16 protein-coding genes are annotated in these 15,023 nt (G+C 62.3%); 15 read left to right on the plus strand and 1 reads right to left on the minus strand.

Annotated elements, in window-relative coordinates; translation table 11 throughout:
• The first annotated feature begins 128 nt into the window (after positions 1-128).
• The 5 genes from AACX99_RS00215 (at position 129) to AACX99_RS00235 (ending at position 5,411) form a co-directional block, all read left to right on the plus strand.
• Positions 129-1,925 (plus strand): SLC13 family permease, encoded by a 1,797-nt coding sequence (locus AACX99_RS00215; protein ID WP_339408842.1) that lies wholly within the window; start codon positions 129-131, stop codon positions 1,923-1,925.
• A gap of 286 nt (positions 1,926-2,211) precedes the next feature.
• Positions 2,212-3,489 carry a bifunctional O-acetylhomoserine aminocarboxypropyltransferase/cysteine synthase gene (locus AACX99_RS00220; protein ID WP_339408843.1) on the plus strand — a complete coding sequence of 426 codons (1,278 nt, stop codon included), beginning with the start codon at positions 2,212-2,214 and terminating at the stop codon, positions 3,487-3,489.
• Between the two features lie 60 nt (positions 3,490-3,549).
• Complete coding sequence (gene trxC, locus AACX99_RS00225; protein ID WP_339408844.1) at positions 3,550-3,984, plus strand: thioredoxin TrxC; 435 nt, start codon at positions 3,550-3,552, stop codon at positions 3,982-3,984.
• Positions 3,985-4,078: 94 nt separating this feature from the next.
• The gene (locus AACX99_RS00230; RefSeq protein ID WP_339408845.1) at positions 4,079-4,522 is read left to right on the plus strand and encodes a PaaI family thioesterase; all 444 of its coding nucleotides are present in this window, start codon (positions 4,079-4,081) and stop codon (positions 4,520-4,522) included.
• Between the two features lie 88 nt (positions 4,523-4,610).
• On the plus strand, positions 4,611-5,411 hold the full coding sequence (locus AACX99_RS00235) for a universal stress protein (RefSeq protein WP_339408846.1): 801 nt from the start codon (positions 4,611-4,613) through the stop codon (positions 5,409-5,411).
• A 210-nt stretch (positions 5,412-5,621) separates the two neighbouring features.
• Here AACX99_RS00235 and AACX99_RS00240 read toward each other — a convergent pair whose 3' ends face one another.
• Positions 5,622-6,392 carry a ParA family protein gene (locus AACX99_RS00240; RefSeq protein ID WP_339408847.1) on the minus strand — a complete coding sequence of 257 codons (771 nt, stop codon included), beginning with the start codon at positions 6,390-6,392 and terminating at the stop codon, positions 5,622-5,624.
• 228 nt (positions 6,393-6,620) lie between these two features.
• Here AACX99_RS00240 and AACX99_RS00245 point away from each other — a divergent pair, with 228 nt between their 5' ends.
• The 10 genes from AACX99_RS00245 to AACX99_RS00290 are packed head-to-tail and all read left to right on the plus strand — an operon-like array spanning position 6,621 to position 14,452.
• On the plus strand, positions 6,621-7,337 hold the full coding sequence (locus AACX99_RS00245; protein ID WP_339408848.1) for a beta-ketoacyl synthase chain length factor: 717 nt from the start codon (positions 6,621-6,623) through the stop codon (positions 7,335-7,337).
• On the plus strand, positions 7,310-8,125 hold the full coding sequence (locus AACX99_RS00250; protein WP_339408849.1) for a lysophospholipid acyltransferase family protein: 816 nt from the start codon (positions 7,310-7,312) through the stop codon (positions 8,123-8,125). Before AACX99_RS00245 ends, AACX99_RS00250 begins: the two co-directional genes overlap by 28 nt.
• Positions 8,100-8,360 (plus strand): phosphopantetheine-binding protein, encoded by a 261-nt coding sequence (locus AACX99_RS00255; protein ID WP_090249897.1) that lies wholly within the window; start codon positions 8,100-8,102, stop codon positions 8,358-8,360. The genes AACX99_RS00250 and AACX99_RS00255 overlap by 26 nt, the downstream gene beginning before the upstream one ends.
• 11 nt (positions 8,361-8,371) lie before the next feature.
• On the plus strand, positions 8,372-8,632 hold the full coding sequence (locus tag AACX99_RS00260; RefSeq protein WP_170049506.1) for an acyl carrier protein: 261 nt from the start codon (positions 8,372-8,374) through the stop codon (positions 8,630-8,632).
• On the plus strand, positions 8,632-9,177 hold the full coding sequence (locus tag AACX99_RS00265) for a hypothetical protein (RefSeq protein ID WP_339408850.1): 546 nt from the start codon (positions 8,632-8,634) through the stop codon (positions 9,175-9,177). The genes AACX99_RS00260 and AACX99_RS00265 overlap by 1 nt, the downstream gene beginning before the upstream one ends.
• Positions 9,174-10,859 carry an acyl-CoA synthetase family protein gene (locus tag AACX99_RS00270; RefSeq protein ID WP_339408851.1) on the plus strand — a complete coding sequence of 562 codons (1,686 nt, stop codon included), beginning with the start codon at positions 9,174-9,176 and terminating at the stop codon, positions 10,857-10,859. The genes AACX99_RS00265 and AACX99_RS00270 overlap by 4 nt, the downstream gene beginning before the upstream one ends.
• A complete protein-coding gene (locus tag AACX99_RS00275) occupies positions 10,852-11,586 on the plus strand; it encodes a glycosyltransferase family 2 protein (protein WP_339408852.1) in 735 nt (244 codons plus the stop codon). Before AACX99_RS00270 ends, AACX99_RS00275 begins: the two co-directional genes overlap by 8 nt.
• Entirely contained in the window at positions 11,583-12,512 is a 930-nt protein-coding gene (locus tag AACX99_RS00280; RefSeq protein ID WP_339408853.1) for an LpxL/LpxP family acyltransferase, read from the plus strand. The genes AACX99_RS00275 and AACX99_RS00280 overlap by 4 nt, the downstream gene beginning before the upstream one ends.
• Positions 12,502-14,034, plus strand: a complete 1,533-nt coding sequence (locus AACX99_RS00285) for an HAL/PAL/TAL family ammonia-lyase (protein WP_339408854.1) — start codon at positions 12,502-12,504, stop codon at positions 14,032-14,034. The genes AACX99_RS00280 and AACX99_RS00285 overlap by 11 nt, the downstream gene beginning before the upstream one ends.
• Positions 14,027-14,452 (plus strand): acyl-CoA thioesterase, encoded by a 426-nt coding sequence (locus AACX99_RS00290; protein ID WP_339408855.1) that lies wholly within the window; start codon positions 14,027-14,029, stop codon positions 14,450-14,452. Before AACX99_RS00285 ends, AACX99_RS00290 begins: the two co-directional genes overlap by 8 nt.
• Positions 14,453-15,023: the final 571 nt, after the last annotated feature.

Consider the following 15,023-nt stretch of genomic DNA (forward strand, 5'->3'; position numbering starts at 1 on the left):
CCTTTCCAAACATTCTTAGACTCTCTAAGCAGCAACCCTTATCTTCTCCGCCTTGCGTGGCCGCCCCGTCTGAAATAGGCGTGCCCGATACCTCACACGAGATTCGCCCGCTTACGCTAAGGATGTTCATGTTCTGGGACTCTCTTCCTCTGCCCTTGTTGTTTGTCGGTGCCCTGCTGGTCTGGGTGCTGTACGCCTTTGTGCGCGAGAAGTGGAGCCCGGACATTGTCGCGGCCATCGCCGTGGCGGCGCTGCTGATTACCCAGCTACTGGAACCCAAGGAAGTGCTCAGCGTGCTGAGCAACTCGGCGCCAGTCACCATCGCCTGCATGTTCGTGCTCTCGGCCGCACTGGAACGAACCGGTTGCATCGACGCTCTCGGTAACTGGCTGGGGAATCTGGTTGGTACCAGCCCGATTCGCGTACTCACCGGGCTAACCATCACCGCACTGGTGATCTCGGCGTTCCTCAACAACACCCCGGTGGTGGCCATTCTCACTCCGGTGGCAATTTCCCTGGCGCGGCGCGCCGGCACCCTGCCCTCGAAACTGCTGATTCCACTGTCCTACGCCACCATCCTTGGCGGGACTCTGACCATGATCGGCACCTCGACCAACATTCTGGTCGACGGCGTAGCACGCAAGGCTGGCCTTGAGCCCTTTGGCATGTTTGAAATCACCGGTGCCGGGCTGATCCTGGCAACGGTGGGCATGCTCTATCTGCTGACCATAGGTCGCCACCTGCTGCCCGAGCGCGAGACGCTGTCCAAGCAGCTGCGCCCGAACCTCGACCGCACCTTTATGACCGAGCTGCTGGTGCCACAGAACTCGCCAGTGATCGGAAAATCTCTGCACGAAGCCAACCTCAATGGCGGCAGCGGCCTGCAAGTGCTGAAGATCTTCCGCGACGAGCAGGAGCTCACCGAACCGGCCCACGACACCCTGTTGGTTGCCGGCGACCAGCTGGTTTTGCACGGTCAGGTCAAGGATGTGGTGGAGCTGCGCGAAAGCGGCCACCTGATCTTCAACCGCAGCGATGCCTTCGAAACCATCAGCAGCCATGACGTGATCCTCGCCGAGGCCATCGTCGGACGGAACTCGCGCTACAGTCACCGCCCCATGCGCGACCTTGACCTCACCGCGCGCTATGGCATCGCCGTGCTTGCCGTGCACCGTCAGGATGAAAATATCCAGGGCAACCTGGATGAGTTCGAATTGCAGTTCGGCGATGTGATGCTCGTGGAGGGCACGCCAACGCAGATCAAGCGCTTTGCCGACAACGGCGAACTGATCAGTCTTAACGCCGTGCAGGAGCGCGCCTTCCGACGCGACAAAGCGCCGATCGCGATCATCGCCACCCTGGCGGTGATGCTGCTGGCGGCCTTCGGTGTGATGCCCATCGAAGGCCTGGCGATCATCGGCGCAGTGACCGTGCTGGCAACCCGCTGCCTGGATGTGGAAGACGCTTACAAGGCGGTGGACTGGAAGATTCTCAGCCTGATCTTCGGCATGCTGGCCATCAGCATCGCCATGGACAAAGTCGGCCTGGTCAGCCTGATGGTCAGCAATGTCATGGACCTGATGCCCTGGGCCGGGCCGCTGCTGATGCTGTCGTTTATCTACCTGTTTACCTCGATCCTCACCGAGGTGCTGTCGAACAACGCGGTGGCGGTACTGGTCACGCCGATTGCCATTGGCATGGCCCAGCACCTGGGCGTAGACCCGCGCGCCTTTGTGGTCGCGGTGATGTTCGCCGCCAGCGCCAGCTTCGCCACGCCGATCGGTTACCAGACCAACACCTTTGTGTATAACGCCGGCGGCTATCGCTTCACCGACTTTATGAAAGTCGGCATCCCGCTCAACCTGCTGCTGTGGGTCGTGGCCAGCTTTGTCATCCCCTGGTTCTTCCCGCTGACACCGGTTTGACGGCATAAGCGGCGAATATATCGATCTAGACTAGGAGCCTGTCGGGCATGACCGTTCGTAGCGAGGGGAAGCCCGGCTTGAGGCAGTTTTTCTGCTTTTCCGAGGCGAATAGCTGGCTATTTAACGAGGGAAAGCAGCAAAAATGTCCAAGTCCGGCTTTTCCGCAGTAGAACAGTGTCAAGTCCGACAGGCTCCTGGGGCCCGTTTCATTGCGCTAGCGCATTGACCGGGCCTTGCTACTTTCTCCATGCTGCCAACCTTCAATCTGCCCTGAAGGAACGCGCGCATGAAATTGGAAACCCTGGCCATCCACGCCGGCTACAGCCCCGACCCAACCACCAAAGCCGTGGCGGTGCCGATCTACCAGACCAGCTCCTTTGCCTTCGATGACACCCAGCACGGTGCCGACCTGTTCGACCTGAAGGTCGCCGGCAACATTTATTCGCGCATCATGAACCCGACCAACGCCGTGCTCGAAGAGCGCGTGGCGGCACTGGAAGGTGGCGTCGGCGCGCTGGCCGTGGCCTCCGGCATGGCGGCGATCACCTATGCGATCCAGACCGTCGCCGAAGCCGGTGACAACATCGTCTCGGTGGCCAAACTCTACGGCGGCACCTATAACCTGCTGGCCCACACCCTACCGCGCTTCGGCATCCAGACCCGCTTTGCCGCCCACGACGACATCGCCGCACTGGAAGCGCTGATCGACGATAAAACCAAAGCCGTGTTCTGTGAGTCCATCGGCAACCCGGCCGGCAATATCGTCGACCTCGCAGCCCTCGCCGCTGCTGCGCACCGCCATGGCGTGCCGCTGATCGTCGACAACACCGTGGCCACGCCGATCCTCTGCCGTCCGTTCGAGCATGGCGCGGACATCGTCGTGCACTCGCTGACCAAGTACATCGGCGGCCATGGCACCAGCATCGGCGGCATCGTCGTCGACTCCGGCAAGTTCCCCTGGGCGGATAACCAGACGCGCTTCCCGCTGCTCAACACGCCGGACCCGTCCTACCACGGCGTGACTTACACCGAGGCCTTCGGCCCGGCCGCCTTTATCGGCCGCTGCCGCGTGGTGCCACTACGCAACACCGGCGCGGCGCTGTCGCCATTCAATGCCTTCCTCATCCTGCAAGGCCTGGAAACCCTGGCCCTGCGCATGGAGCGCCACTGCGAGAATGCGCTGAAGGTCGCCCATTACCTGCAAAATCATCCGCAGGTGGCCTGGGTGAAATACGCGGGCCTGCCCGATCACCCCGAGCACGCCCTGGCGCAGCGTTTCTGCGGCGGCAAACCGGCCTCGATCCTCTCCTTCGGCATTGTCGGCGGACAGGCAGCCGGCGCGCGCTTTATCGATGCGCTGCAGTTAGTGGTTCGTTTGGTCAACATCGGCGATGCCAAATCCCTGGCCTGCCACCCGGCCTCGACCACTCACCGCCAGTTGAATGACGAAGAGCTGAAGCGCGCCGGCGTGCCGCGCGACATGGTGCGCCTGTCCATCGGCATCGAGCACAGCGACGACATCCTCGCCGACTTGGCTCAGGCTCTCGACGCTGCAGCGGGCTGATCGCCCTTGATATCCGCGCAAGCGACTCCAGATAAGGCATAACCGCCTCTGGAGTCGCCCATGTCCAATCCCCTGCTGATCCCCTGCCCACACTGCAACGGCCTAAACCGTATCCCCGCCGAACGCCTGGGCGATGCGCCGCGTTGTGGCCGCTGCAAGGCCGAGGTGCTGCCGAGCACGCCTTTCGAGCTCACCCAGGCCAACTTCGATGCGCAGAACAAGGGCGACCTGCCGCTGCTGATTGATGTCTGGGCCAGCTGGTGCGGCCCCTGCCGCAGCTTTGCACCGACCTATGCACAGGCCGCCGCGCAGCTGCAAGGTCACTGCCGCCTGAGCAAGCTGGACAGCGAAGCCAACCCACAGCTGTCGGCGGAAATGAGCATTCGCTCAATTCCTACACTGATTCTGCTCAAGGGCGGTGTGGAAGTTGCCCGGCAGAGTGGCGCGCTGCCCCTGCCGCAACTGCTTGGCTGGTTGCGCCAGCAGGGCATTTGAGCGAATCGGTCAATTACGCATAGGCATTGCGGTCATTACTGCGCTCACGACCAACCTTTAGGCTGGCTGCACAACAGGACGTGTGGAGCCAAGCATGACGATGCCTATCGAACTGGTACGCCAGCTCACCGAAGAACAGATCACCTTTGTCCAGCGCAGCGGGCTCAAGGCCGAAGTGCTGGAAGCTGGCCATGTGCGTCTGCGCATGCCGCTGGCGGGTAACCAGAACCATATCGGCAGCATGTACGCCGGCGCGCTGTTCACCCTGGCGGAAATTCCCGGTGGCGCACTGTTTCTCACCAGCTTCGATGCCCAGCGCTTTTACCCCATCGTTAAGGAAATGAACCTGCGCTTTCGCCGCCCCGCCAGCGGCGATATCTGGGTCGAGGCATGCCTTACGGCGGAAGAAATCCAGCAGTTGCAAAAGCAGGCAACAGAACTCGGCAAAGCCGAGTATGTTTTACAGTTGCAGCTGACCGATGAGAGTGGTGAAGTAGTGGTCGAGAGTCGCGGCCTGTATCAATTACGCGCACGCTGACACCTGACCTTGCCCTGGGTCAAAAGTCCAGCTATGACTCGAGGTCACAATAAATGTGCCGACATGCATCGGCAGGAGAACGCCGACCATGCCCAGTCACATTCTTATCGCCCACGACTTGCGCGACACTGCCGACATGGCCCTGTGCCGCGCGGCGCAGCTGGCCAAGCAATTCAACGCCAAACTGACCATCCTGCATGTGCTCGACCCGAGCAAAAGCAGCCAGCAACACGAGCAGGCCAAACAGGCGCTGGATCGCAGCCTGACCCAATACGCCCCGCCCGGCAGCGAGTTGTTAATCTGCACGAGCATCAAGCCTTCGGAAATGGTGCTGCAGCAGCTCAATAAGCTTGGCTGCGACCTGCTGGTACTTGGCGGCCATCACCAGCGCCATGACTTCTTTTCCGGCACCAGCCTCGACCGCATTGCCCGCAACTGCCCGGTGCCGTTGTTGCTGGTCGCACGTAACGACTCGCGCCCGTATGAGCGCGCGCTGTCTGCCATCGACTTCTCGCTCTGCGCCTGCAGCGCCCTCGGCCAGGCCTATCGATTGCTGCCGAAAAACGCCGAACTGCATGCACTGCATGTGTTCGAACCAGACAAGGGCACGCCCAAACAGATCGAAACGCAACTGGCCACGCAGAAAGCCCTGATCGATCAGTTGCTGGAAGATGAAGCGCAAAATCTTCCGGCAGAAGGCCCGAACCTGACCCACTCAGTGGAGCAAGGCGGCATCCTGCGCTGCCTGCAAGCCCGCCTGAAAAGTACCAACACCGAACTGCTGGTACTCGGTAGTCACGGCCGCAGCGCACTGTCGCAAGCATTGCTCGGCAGCCTGGCGCAGCATTTCCTGCATAAGGCGCCCTGCGACATCTACGTCGTCCGCTGACGATCTGCTGCGCGTCGGCCCTACTGCGTTGAAAACAGGTTCGGAATGCTCATGTACAAAAGTACACTCCGCTTCCTCACCTGTTTGACCAGCCGGAGGCTGTTACTAACGTAGCGCCTTGCATGGCTCTAGCTCGCGATATCTTCAATAGACTCTGAACCAGCCAATAAAAAAGCTGCCTAGGCAGCTTTTTTATTTACGGGCTAACGCTCAGTTGGCGTTAAGCAGGTCATGCAACTCGACAAACTGCTGGGTCAGCTTGTGGCTGCGATCCAGATAGATCAGCGGGATGCAGGCCTGGTGTGATTCGCGCATCTTCACCGAGCTCATCAGGTTGACCGGCAGCACCGGCAAGCCCTCGGCGATCAGTTCGTCGAGCAGCTGTTGCGGCAGGCTGGCGCGCGGCTGGAACTGGTTGACCACAATGCCTTCAACCTCCAGGCCCTCGTTGTGGTCTTCCTTGAGCTCTTCGATTTCACGTAGCAGGCCATACAGCGCCTGACGCGAGAAGCTGTCGCAGTCGAATGGAATCAGCACGCGATCGGCGGCAATCAACGCGGAGACGGTGTAAAAGTTCAGCGCCGGCGGGGTATCCAGGTAGATCCGCTCGTAATCCTCGCTGAGGTCTTCGAGCAGTTTGCGCAGCTTGTTGATCTTGTGCTTCTGCTCAAGCTTAGGCTGCAGATCAGCCAGCTCGGCGGTGGCGGTGACCACATGAAGGTTATCGAACGGCGTTTCGTAGATATCCACGCTGCCTTTCTTGCCGAACGGCGTGGACGACAGAGTGCCCTTGAAGAACTCGGCGATGCCCATGGGAATGTCCTCGCCGGTCAGGCCGGTGAGGTAATGGGTCGAGTTGGCCTGGGCATCCAGGTCGATCAGCAGCGTGCGATAGCCCTGTGAAGCGCTGACCGCAGCCAGGTTGCAGGCAATACTGGACTTACCCACTCCGCCCTTCTGATTGAAGATCACGCGCCGCATAAAACTCCCTCCTGAATCCCACATAAGCCCCGAAACGGGCTTGGATTCTATGCAAAGTGCGTGACAAGGGCGAGATATTCGGCAAAACCCCAGCGCCTCCGGTCAGAACGCTATGCCATGGATTTGCGCACAGCCTGCGCGGTCTGGATAATGCCAGCACTTCGCCACACCTGCTGCCAAGCCCTCCGCTAGTTGCGGCTGGCTGTAGCCGACACGGACGCGCACCGCGTGACACATTTCAGGATCGAACAATGGCGTGCCTGGGCCCCTGGCCTGGACAGCACGGCTGACTGGTGCGCCTGGCATCAGGCACCGTCACGCCTGGAGGATACTGGCCAACAACCGGATGTCAGCGCCCTGCCGGCCATGCAACGCCGACGTCTGAGCCGCCTGGCGCGAATGGCCTTCCACGTCGCCTGGCCGCTGGCCGAAACGCATCCACAATTGCCCATGGTGTTCGTCAGCCGACACGGCGAAACCCCGCGCACCTTGAGCATTCTGACCGACCTGGCGCATAGCGAACCGCTGTCACCGACCCAGTTCAGTCTCTCGGTGCACAACGCGATTATCGGCCTGTGGTCGATCCAGCGCGGCGATCACAGCGAAATGACCGCCCTGGCCGGTGCCGGCGACGGCCTGGAAAACGCCATACTGGAAGCCTGCGGCATGCTCCACGACGGCGCGCCGGCAGTGCTGCTGGTGATTGCCGAAGAAACTCCGCCGCAGCCCTATACCCCCTTTATTCATGACGTGCCGTTCCCCTATGCCGTTGGCCTGCTGCTGGCCCCAGGCGCGGACTGGCAACTGCAGCTCCGCCGAGGGGACGGCCCCGGCAGCCCATGGCCCCATACGCTTAACCTGGTCCGTGCCCTGTGCAGCGACCAGCCCTCCTTACAGCACCACTGGAAGAGCCGAGAATGGACCTGGTCTCGCAACAAGGCCTGAGCCGGCACAGCGCGCCCTATTGGTGGCGGCTGATTGCCACGGCCCTGAGTTTTAGCCTGTTCGGTATCGGCGGGGTGCTGCTGCGCGTGCTGATTTTCCCGCTGCTGGCCCTGCTGCCGGGTGATGCCCTGAGCCGGCGCACCCGCGCCCGCGCCGTGGTGAGCAAGACCTTCTACCTGTTTGTACGCTTTATGTACCGCAGCGGCGTGCTCACCTATGAGGTTGAGGGCATTGAGCGCCTCGGCCAGCCGGGCCAGATGGTCATCGCTAACCACCCCTCATTGATTGACGTGGTGGTGCTGATCGCATTTATTCGCGACGCCAACTGCGTGGTCAAACAGAGCCTATGGGATAACCCGAGCATGCGTGGGCCACTGCGCGCGGCCCACTACATCAGCAACAGCGGCAGCATGGATATGCTCGACGAGGCGGCCGGTGCCCTGCAAAGCGGGCAGACCCTGGTGATCTTCCCGGAAGGCACACGCACCAAACCGGGGCAAAATCCGGAATTTCATCGTGGCGCAGCGGCCATCGCCCTGCGTGGCGCGCGCATCGTCACCCCAGTGGTGATCAGCGTCAGCCCCACCACCCTGACCAAAGCCGAACCCTGGTACAGCATTCCGTCGCGCCGTTTTCACATTCGTCTGCGCGTAGGCGAGGATATTGACCCACAACAGTTCAATGCCATGGGGCCGCCGCCGATAGCCTCACGCAAACTCAATGATTTTCTGCACCAACACTTTATGAAGGAGCTCGCCAAAGATGAGCGATTTGCAGTTGGAAATTAAGAACCTGATCATCGACGCCCTCGGCCTCGAAGACATGGCTGCCGAAGACATCGCCGCCGACCTGACCCTGTTCGGTGAAGGCCTGGGCCTGGATTCGGTAGACGCACTGGAGCTCGGCCTGGCCATCCAGAAACGCTTTGGTATCAAGATCGACGCCGAAGCCAAAGATACCCGTAAGCACTTTGCCAACGTAGCCAGCCTGGCGGCATTCGTGTCATCGCAACAGACCGCCTGAGGAAGCCACCGATGCAAACCCGTGAAGAAATTTTCGAGACCCTGCGCGATGCGCTGGTCGAGCTGTTCGAGCTGGATGCCGAGCGCATTACGCCGCAAGCCAACCTCTACCAGGACCTTGAGATCGATAGCATTGACGCTGTAGACCTGATCGACCATATCAAGCGTCAGACCGGCAAGAAGCTCGCCGCCGAAGAGTTCAAGGCGGTGCGCACCGTCGGTGACGTGGTCGAGGCGGTGCTGCAGCTGGTCAACGCCCCAGCCAGCGAATAATGAGCCGCCTATTTGGCCTGCTCCTGCTGCTGGCCGGGCTGCTCTACCCCTTTGCCGTGTACTACGGCATGGAGCACCTGTCGCCGCGCCTGTTCGCCGCCGTGCTCGGCGGCCTGTGGCTGGTGCGTGCGCTAAGCCAATGGGGCAAACCCGGCAACCGCTGGATGACTGCCGTGGCCCTGGGCTTCTGTCTGCTGCTCGGCGTGGCCGGTGAGCCAGAACTGTTGCGCTGGTATCCGGTGCTGCTCAACGGCCTGCTGCTGGCGCTGTTCGGCCTCAGCCTGAAGTTCGGCCCGCCGCTGATCGAGCGCCTGGCACGTCTGACTGAACCACAGCTACCGGAGGTGGCGGTGCGCTACACGCGCCTGGTTACCGCGGTCTGGGCCTGGTTCTTCCTGGCCAACGGCCTGGTGGTGGTGGCGCTGAATTTCTGGGCGCCGCTGAGCTGGTGGACGCTGTATACCGGGCTGATCGCCTACGGCCTGATGGGCCTGCTGTTTGCCGGAGAGTGGCTGGTGCGCCAGCGTGTAAGGAGACATGAATGAACTGGCTGCCCCTCGAGCACCTGCTGCTCGACGCCCACCCAGGCCGTGCAATAACCACGGATCTGGATCACCCACAGCTGCGCCAACACACCCTGCAATTGGCGGCTGAGTTGCAAAGCCGTGGCGTAAAACGCCTGGCGCTGTACCTCGACGATGCCGCTGAACTGGCCATCGCCCTGCTGGCCGCCTGGCGCGCCGGGATTGCCGTACTGCTGCCGGCCGATGCCCAGCCGCACACCCGCCAGCGTCTGAGTGCGCAGTGCGACCTGTGGCTGGACAGTTCGGGCGTCGCTACGCTTGACGGCCTGCTTGATACAAACAACGCTGCACTGCCGCCGGCCCCGCTCGATCTCGACCAATGCCAGCTGACTCTGTGCACCTCCGGCTCCAGCGGCGAAGCCAAGCTGATCGAAAAATCCCTGCGTCAACTGGCCAATGAAGTCACCGCCCTGGAGCAGCTATGGGGCGCGCAACTGGGCGACGCGACCATCCTCGGCAGCGTCGCCACCCAACATATCTACGGCCTGCTGTTTCGCGTGCTTTGGCCGCTGTGTGCCGGCCGCGCTTTTCTGCGCAGTGCCCAGCCGTTTCCTGAAGACTTGCAGCGCGAAAGCCTGGCAACCGGCACTGCTTTCGTCTGGGTGGCCAGCCCCGCGCTACTAAAAAGAATGGGCGACAACCTTAATTGGCCAGCGCTGCGTGCAGTGCGTCAGGTGTTCTCCTCCGGCGGCGCGCTGCCAGCCGAAACCGCCACCGAGTTGCACACGCTGCTTGGCCAATGGCCCACAGAAATCTACGGCAGCTCGGAAACCGGCGGCATCGCCTGGCGTCAGGGCGGTGAGCTGTGGACGCCGTTTGCCGGCATCGACCTGGGACAAAACGCCGAAGGTGCCCTGCACCTGACCTCGCCGTATCTACCGGTCGGCCACCGCGAGCAGACCGCCGATGCGGTGGAACTGCAGGCCGATGGCCGCTTTGCCCTGTGCGGCCGCCTGGACCGGATTATCAAACTGGAAGAAAAACGAATCTCCCTGCCCATGCTCGAACAGGCGCTGAGCAGCCACGAATGGCTCAGCGACGCGCGCCTCGGCGTGGTGCAGGAAGGGCGCGCCTACTTAGGCGCCTTGGTCGCCTTGAGCCCGGCGGGGCTACATGCCCTGCGCAACCAGGGGCGCAAAACCGTTACAGAAGCCCTGCGCCGCCACCTAGCAGGCCATTGCGAAGCGATTGCCCTGCCCCGACGCTGGCGCCTGCTTGCCCAGTTGCCTTACAACAGTCAGGGCAAATTGGCCCAGGCCGAAGTAGAGTGGCTGCTGGCCGAATCACGACCAACTCAGGTAGAGCCACTGTCTGCCATGGAGCAGGATGGCGAATGGCAGCTGCAGCTAGTGGTGCCGCTGGATTTGGCGCACTTTACCGGCCACTTCCCACAGACCCCGGTGCTCCCCGGCGTGGTACAGATCGACTGGGCACAGCAACTCGCGCGCCGCCTGATCAAGGACCTGCCGCCACGCTTCAGCGGCATGGAAGTGCTGAAATTCCAGCAACTGGTGCGCCCCGGTGATCAGCTGCAGCTGACCCTGCGTTTCGACGATGCGCGCGGCAAGCTGTACTTCGCCTTCCGCAATGGCGAAGCAGCCTGCTCGTCCGGACGGATTCTGCTGGGAACTGCCAGTGCATAAGCCCTGCGCGGTTATTCCGGTCTACAACCACGAGCACGCGCTGCACGTGGTGGTTGCTGCTCTGCATAACGCCGGTCTGCCCTGCGTGCTGGTAGACGATGCCTCCAGCTCGGCCTGTGCGGCGGTGATGGATCAGCTTATCGAGCAACCCGACTGCTACCTGGTGCGCCTGGCAGTCAATCAGGGCAAGGGCGGTGCAGTCATGGCCGGCCTACGTGAAGCGGCGCGCCTGGGTTTCAGCCATGCGCTTCAGGTGGACGCCGACGGCCAGCACGATCTCAGCGACGTGCCGCGTTTTATCCAGGCCTCACAAGCGGAACCCCAGGCGCTGATCTGCGGCTACCCGCAGTACGACGAAAGCGTGCCGAAAGGCCGCCTCTACGCGCGCTACCTGACCCACGTGTGGGTTTGGATCAACACCCTATCGCTGAGCATCCGCGATTCCATGTGCGGCTTTCGCGTCTATCCGCTGCCTGCCACCCTGGCCTTGATCGACACGGTAAACATCGGCAAGCGCATGGATTTCGACACCGAGATTCTGGTGCGCCTGGCCTGGCGCAATCAGCCCATGCACTGGCTGCCAACCAAGGTGCACTACCCGCTCGACGGCCTCTCGCACTTTCGCCTGTGGCATGACAACGCGCTGATCTCGAAGATGCACGCCAAGCTGTTCTTCGGCATGTTGCTGCGCGCGCCGCTGATTCTCTGGCACAGGTGGCGCGCATGAGTCATCAGCAGCACTGGGCCAGACAGCGCGAGCGCGGCAGTTTTGTCCTGATGAAATTCACCGCCTGGCTGGCACGCCTGCTTGGCCGCCGACTGATCAGCCCGCTGCTGTACCTGATCGTGCTGTATTTCTACCTGTTCGGCGCCAAGGCGCGGCGCAGCATCCGCCAGTACCAACGCAATCTGGCCAACTGGAGCGGCCGTGCCGAGCTGCAACCTAGCCGCCTGTCAGTGCTGCGCCACTTTATGAGTTTCGCCGACGCCCTGCTCGACAAGCTCGACGTGTGGAATGGCAAGCTCGGCCTGGAACAGGTGACCCTGATCGACCCAAGCAACGCCTGCGCTCAGTTGCACCGACAAGGCCGTGGGCAGATGCTGGTAGCCGCACACCTGGGCAATCTGGAGGTCTGCCGCGCCCTGGCCGAGCTCGGCGAGCAGGTGACAATGAATGTACTGGTGCACACCAAACACGCCGAACAGTTCAACCGCCTGCTCGGCGAGGCCGGTGCCACCCACCTGCGTCTGATTCAAGTCAGTGAGCTGGACGCGGCGATCATGCTGCAATTGTCCGAGCGCCTGGAACGCGGCGAATGGCTGGCAATTGCCGGCGACCGCGTGCCGCTCAAGGGCAGCCGCAAGGTCAGCGTGGATTTTCTCGGCAAACCGGCGGCCTTCCCACAAGGCCCATGGTTGCTGGCCGGGCTGCTGCAATGTCCGGTCAATCTAATTCACTGCCTGAAAATCGATGAACGCTATCAAGTGATCATCGAACCCTTCGCCGAGCGCCTGCAGTGGAAGCGCAGCGAACGGGATGAGGTGATTCGCCACTGGGCCCAGCGCTACGCCGACCAGCTCGCGCAACGCTGCCTGGATGCCCCCCTGCAATGGTTCAATTTTTACCCGTTCTGGAATGAAGATGACGACTGATCCCATCGTGTTTGGCGAGCGCCCCTTGAGCATCGAGCAGGTTGTCGCCCTGGCCAACCGCAGTGCCCCGGCGCAGCTGCAAAACGACGCCGCCTACCGCGAAAAAATTGCCAAGGGCGCGCGCTTTCTCGACAGCCTGCTGGACAAGGAAGGCGTGATCTACGGCGTTACCACCGGCTACGGCGACTCCTGCGTCGTAGCCGTGCCGCTGCACCAAGTCGAGGCGCTGCCGCGTCACCTCTACACCTTCCACGGCTGTGGCCTGGGCAAGCTCCTGGATGAAGCCAGTACCCGTGCCGTGCTCGCCGCACGCTTGCAGTCGCTGTGCCACGGCGTTTCCGGGGTACGCGTGGAGCTGCTCGAACGCTTGCAGGCGTTTCTCGAATTTGATGTGCTGCCACTGATCCCGGAAGAAGGCTCGGTCGGCGCCAGTGGCGATCTGACCCCGCTGTCCTATGTCGCTGCCACCCTTAGCGGTGAGCGCGAGGTGATGTTTAAAGGCGAACGCCGCAGCGCAGCAGATGTGCATAAGGAACTCGGCTGGACGCCGCTAACATTGCGCCCCAAGGAAGCGCTGGCGCTGATGAATGGCACCGCGGTGATGACCGCCCTGGCTTGCCAGGCCTTTTCGCGCGCCGATTACCTGCTCAAGCTGGCCACGCGCATCACCGCGCTTAACGTGGTGGCGCTGGAAGGCAACCCCGAGCACTTCGACGAGCGCCTGTTCGCCGCCAAGCCGCACCCGGGGCAGATGCAGGTTGCCGCCTGGCTGCGCCAGGACCTGGCCATCGACGCGCCGACCGCGCCGCTGCACCGCCTGCAGGACCGCTACTCGCTGCGCTGCGCGCCGCACGTGCTCGGCGTGCTGGCCGACAGCCTGGGCCTGCTGCGCCAATTTATCGAAACCGAGCTGAACAGCGCCAACGACAACCCGCTGATCGACGCCGAAGAAGAACGCGTGCTGCACGGCGGGCACTTCTACGGCGGGCATATCGCCTTCGCCATGGACAGCCTAAAAAACCTGGTCGGCAACGTCGCCGACCTGCTCGACCGCCAGCTCGCCCTGCTGGTCGACACCCGCTACAACCATGGCTTGCCGAGCAACCTGTCCGGCGCGCCGAGCGTCAGCGCGATGATCAACCACGGCTTCAAGGCGGTGCAGATCGGCACCAGCGCCTGGACCGCCGAAGCGCTGAAAAACACCATGCCGGCCAGCGTGTTCTCGCGCTCCACCGAATGCCACAACCAGGACAAGGTGAGCATGGGCACCATCGCCGCCCGCGATGCCCTGCGCAGCCTGGAGCTGACCGAACAGGTCGCCGCCGCCACCCTGCTGGCCGCCAACCAGGGCGTGTGGCTGCGCCAGCGCGACGGCAAGATCGATATTCCCGCACCCGTCGCCGCCATGCGCGAACAACTAGCCGTGGACTTCCACCCGGTGATCGAAGACCGCGCCCTGGAAGCCGAGCTGCGTCTGTGCCTGGTGCGCATCCGCGACCAGCACTGGAGGCTCTATGCGTAGCAAGGGCGTATTGCAGGCGGAAATCGAACTGCAGGTGCCGTTCTTTGACGTCGACATGATGGAAGTGGTCTGGCACGGCCATTACGTCAAATACTTCGAAGAAGCGCGCTGCGCCCTGCTCGACAAGATCGGCCACAACTACGTGCAGATGCGCGACGCCGGCTACGCCTGGCCGGTGATCGACCTGCAATTGCGCTATATCCGCGGCGCGCAGTTCGGCCAGAAGCTCACTATCCGCGCCGACTTGGTGGAGTGGGAGAACCGCCTGAAGATCAATTACCTGATCACTGATGCCGTTACCGGCGAGCGCATGACCCGTGGCAGCAGCGTGCAGGTGGCGGTGGAAATCGCCACCCGCGAAATGCAGTTCGTGTCGCCCAAGGTGTTGATCGAGGCAGTTGAGAAGGTGTTGGCGTGAGAGTTCCTGGGGGCGGTTATTTCGGCAGGCTCCGGGCTACGTGGCCCGATGACCGGTTTCGTCCTGTCGGACGAGTTCTTGACTCGCTACGCTCGCCCTTCGGGTCAGCCTGTGGCTGTTACTCCGCTTCGCTGCGTATCTCTTTGCGCGCGCAAAGAGAAAGCGCGCCCCACATCCGGGTCTCGCTGCGCTCGACTTCCCTCGCTCCACCCCGGCTCCAGGGGCACGCTGCGAAGGGCCATCCCTGGCCCATCGCAGCTCTCGCGGCATCCATACCGCTCAACCCCTTACGCAGGGATTCCACTCGGCCTCCTGAGGGGACCCCGGAACCTGGCCCGACTGGCATCTTTCGAGCTTTAGTTATGCGCTGGCTCGAAAAAAGAGAAATCAAAAGCAACTGCACCAGCTCCGGCCTAGCGGCGATGTTGGAGCGGGGAAAGCCCCCGTCAGAAGGCCGAGCGCAATCACCACGCAAGGGGATGAGCCGCATGGATGCGGCGAAAGGCGTAAAGGGCCAGGGACGGCCCTTGTACGCCGGCCCCTGGAGTGGTGATGGAGCGAGGGAAGTCGA

The organism is Pseudomonas sp. EA_35y_Pfl2_R5, assembly GCF_963970805.1.
GTDB lineage: Bacteria > Pseudomonadota > Gammaproteobacteria > Pseudomonadales > Pseudomonadaceae > Aquipseudomonas.

Bases quoted from the DNA above. Each gene is read 5' to 3' on its own strand.
- AACX99_RS00215 (WP_339408842.1), top strand. From the start codon at position 129: ATGTTCTGGGACTCTCTTCCTCTGCCCTTGTTGTTTGTCGGTGCCCTG.
- AACX99_RS00220 (WP_339408843.1), top strand. From the start codon at position 2,212: ATGAAATTGGAAACCCTGGCCATCCACGCCGGCTACAGCCCCGACCCA.
- trxC (WP_339408844.1), top strand. From the start codon at position 3,550: ATGTCCAATCCCCTGCTGATCCCCTGCCCACACTGCAACGGCCTAAAC.
- AACX99_RS00230 (WP_339408845.1), top strand. From the start codon at position 4,079: ATGACGATGCCTATCGAACTGGTACGCCAGCTCACCGAAGAACAGATC.
- AACX99_RS00235 (WP_339408846.1), top strand. From the start codon at position 4,611: ATGCCCAGTCACATTCTTATCGCCCACGACTTGCGCGACACTGCCGAC.
- AACX99_RS00240 (WP_339408847.1), bottom strand. From the start codon at position 6,392: ATGCGGCGCGTGATCTTCAATCAGAAGGGCGGAGTGGGTAAGTCCAGT.
- AACX99_RS00250 (WP_339408849.1), top strand. From the start codon at position 7,310: ATGGACCTGGTCTCGCAACAAGGCCTGAGCCGGCACAGCGCGCCCTAT.
- AACX99_RS00255 (WP_090249897.1), top strand. From the start codon at position 8,100: ATGAGCGATTTGCAGTTGGAAATTAAGAACCTGATCATCGACGCCCTC.
- AACX99_RS00260 (WP_170049506.1), top strand. From the start codon at position 8,372: ATGCAAACCCGTGAAGAAATTTTCGAGACCCTGCGCGATGCGCTGGTC.
- AACX99_RS00265 (WP_339408850.1), top strand. From the start codon at position 8,632: ATGAGCCGCCTATTTGGCCTGCTCCTGCTGCTGGCCGGGCTGCTCTAC.
- AACX99_RS00270 (WP_339408851.1), top strand. From the start codon at position 9,174: ATGAACTGGCTGCCCCTCGAGCACCTGCTGCTCGACGCCCACCCAGGC.
- AACX99_RS00280 (WP_339408853.1), top strand. From the start codon at position 11,583: ATGAGTCATCAGCAGCACTGGGCCAGACAGCGCGAGCGCGGCAGTTTT.
- AACX99_RS00285 (WP_339408854.1), top strand. From the start codon at position 12,502: ATGACGACTGATCCCATCGTGTTTGGCGAGCGCCCCTTGAGCATCGAG.
- AACX99_RS00290 (WP_339408855.1), top strand. From the start codon at position 14,027: ATGCGTAGCAAGGGCGTATTGCAGGCGGAAATCGAACTGCAGGTGCCG.